The sequence below is a fragment of the Roseomonas sp. E05 genome (genome assembly GCF_030063475.1).
In the GTDB taxonomy this organism is placed as follows: Bacteria; Pseudomonadota; Alphaproteobacteria; order Acetobacterales; family Acetobacteraceae; genus Pseudoroseomonas.
This window is the reverse complement of record NZ_JASIRT010000089.1, coordinates 1-1341: the sequence shown is the minus strand read 5'-3', so window position 1 is coordinate 1341 and position 1341 is coordinate 1. Positions and strand designations below refer to the sequence as shown.

General features: G+C 69.4%; 2 protein-coding genes. Both read left to right on the top strand.

From position 1 onward, the window contains the following. Positions 1-1029: Mu transposase domain-containing protein (locus QMO56_RS26775; protein ID WP_408906559.1), on the top strand; the 1029-nt coding region annotated here is incomplete at its 5' end. After that, positions 1019-1341, top strand: a 323-nt coding sequence (locus QMO56_RS26770) for an ATP-binding protein (RefSeq protein ID WP_283530690.1), incomplete at its 3' end; no start/stop codon positions are given. The genes QMO56_RS26775 and QMO56_RS26770, both read left to right, overlap by 11 nt.

Genomic DNA, 1341 nt, shown 5'->3' with positions numbered 1-1341 from the left:
CACAACCACGGCTTCCGCGTGCTGGGTGGCGTGCCGCGGCGCGGCATCTACGACAACATGCGCACCGCCGTGGACCGGATCGGCCCGAGCCGGGAGCGGCAGATCAACGCCCGCTTCCTGGCCATGGCGAGCCACTACCTGTTCGAGCCGGAGTTCTGCAATCCGGCGTCGGGCTGGGGCGAGCCCTGGAGCGCCACTGGTCCAAGCGACAGGGCGAGCGGCCAGGTCGAGAAAAACGTCCAGGATGCCCGGCACCGGCTGTGGCAGCCCACGCCCCAGGCCACCAGCCTGGAGGCGCTGAACACCTGGCTGGAGCAGCGATGCCTCGCCCTCTGGGAGGAGATCCCACATGGGGTGGAACCCGGCAGCGTCGCCGCGGCCTGGCGGCAGGAGGTGGACTGCCTGATGCCGGTCCAGCGGGTCTTCGACGGCTTCGTGGACGAGACCAAGCGGGTCTCGCCGACCTGCCTCGTGCACTTCGAGCGCAACCGCTACAGCGTGCCCGCCTCTTTCGCCAACCGGCCGGTCAGCCTGCGGATCTATCCCGACCGCATCGTGGTGGTGGCCGAGGGGGCCGTCATCTGCGAGCACCAGCGGATCATCGAGCGGTCGCACCACGGGCAGGGCCGGACCGTCTACGACTGGCGCCACTACCTGGCCGTGGTCCAGCGCAAGCCCGGTGCCCTGCGCAACGGCGCGCCCTTCGCCGAACTGCCGGAGGCGTTCCGGCAGCTGCAGCGTCAACTGCACAGCAGGTCCGGCGGCGACCGGGAGATGGTGGAGATCCTCTCCCTGGTGCTCCAGCACGACGAGCAGGCCGTGCTGGTCGCCGTGGAGATGGCGCTGCAGGCCGGGGTCGCCAGCAAGACACACATCCTGAACCTGCTGCACCGGCTGACCGATGGCACAGCCTCCCAGGTGCCGCCGATCGAGGCGCCCCAGGCCCTCGTGCTGGCGCAGGAGCCCAAGGCCAACCTCGCCCGCTACGACAGCCTGCGCCCAAGGCAGGGAGGTCGCCATGCGTCATGACCCGGCGGCCGCCGCCATCACCATCATGCTGCGCAGCCTCAAGATGCACGGCATGGCACAGGCCGCGGCCGAACTCACCGAACAGGGCGCGCCCGCCTTCCAGAGCGCGATCCCCATCCTGTCGCAGCTGCTCAAGGCCGAGATCGCCGAGCGGGAGGTCCGCTCCATCGCCTACCAGCTCAAGGCCGCACGCTTCCCCACCTACAAGGACCTGACAGGCTTCGACTTCTCTGGCAGCCAGCTCAATGAAGCCCTGGTGCGCCAGCTTCACGCCGGTGCCTTCATGGACAGCGCCGACAACGTCGTACTGGT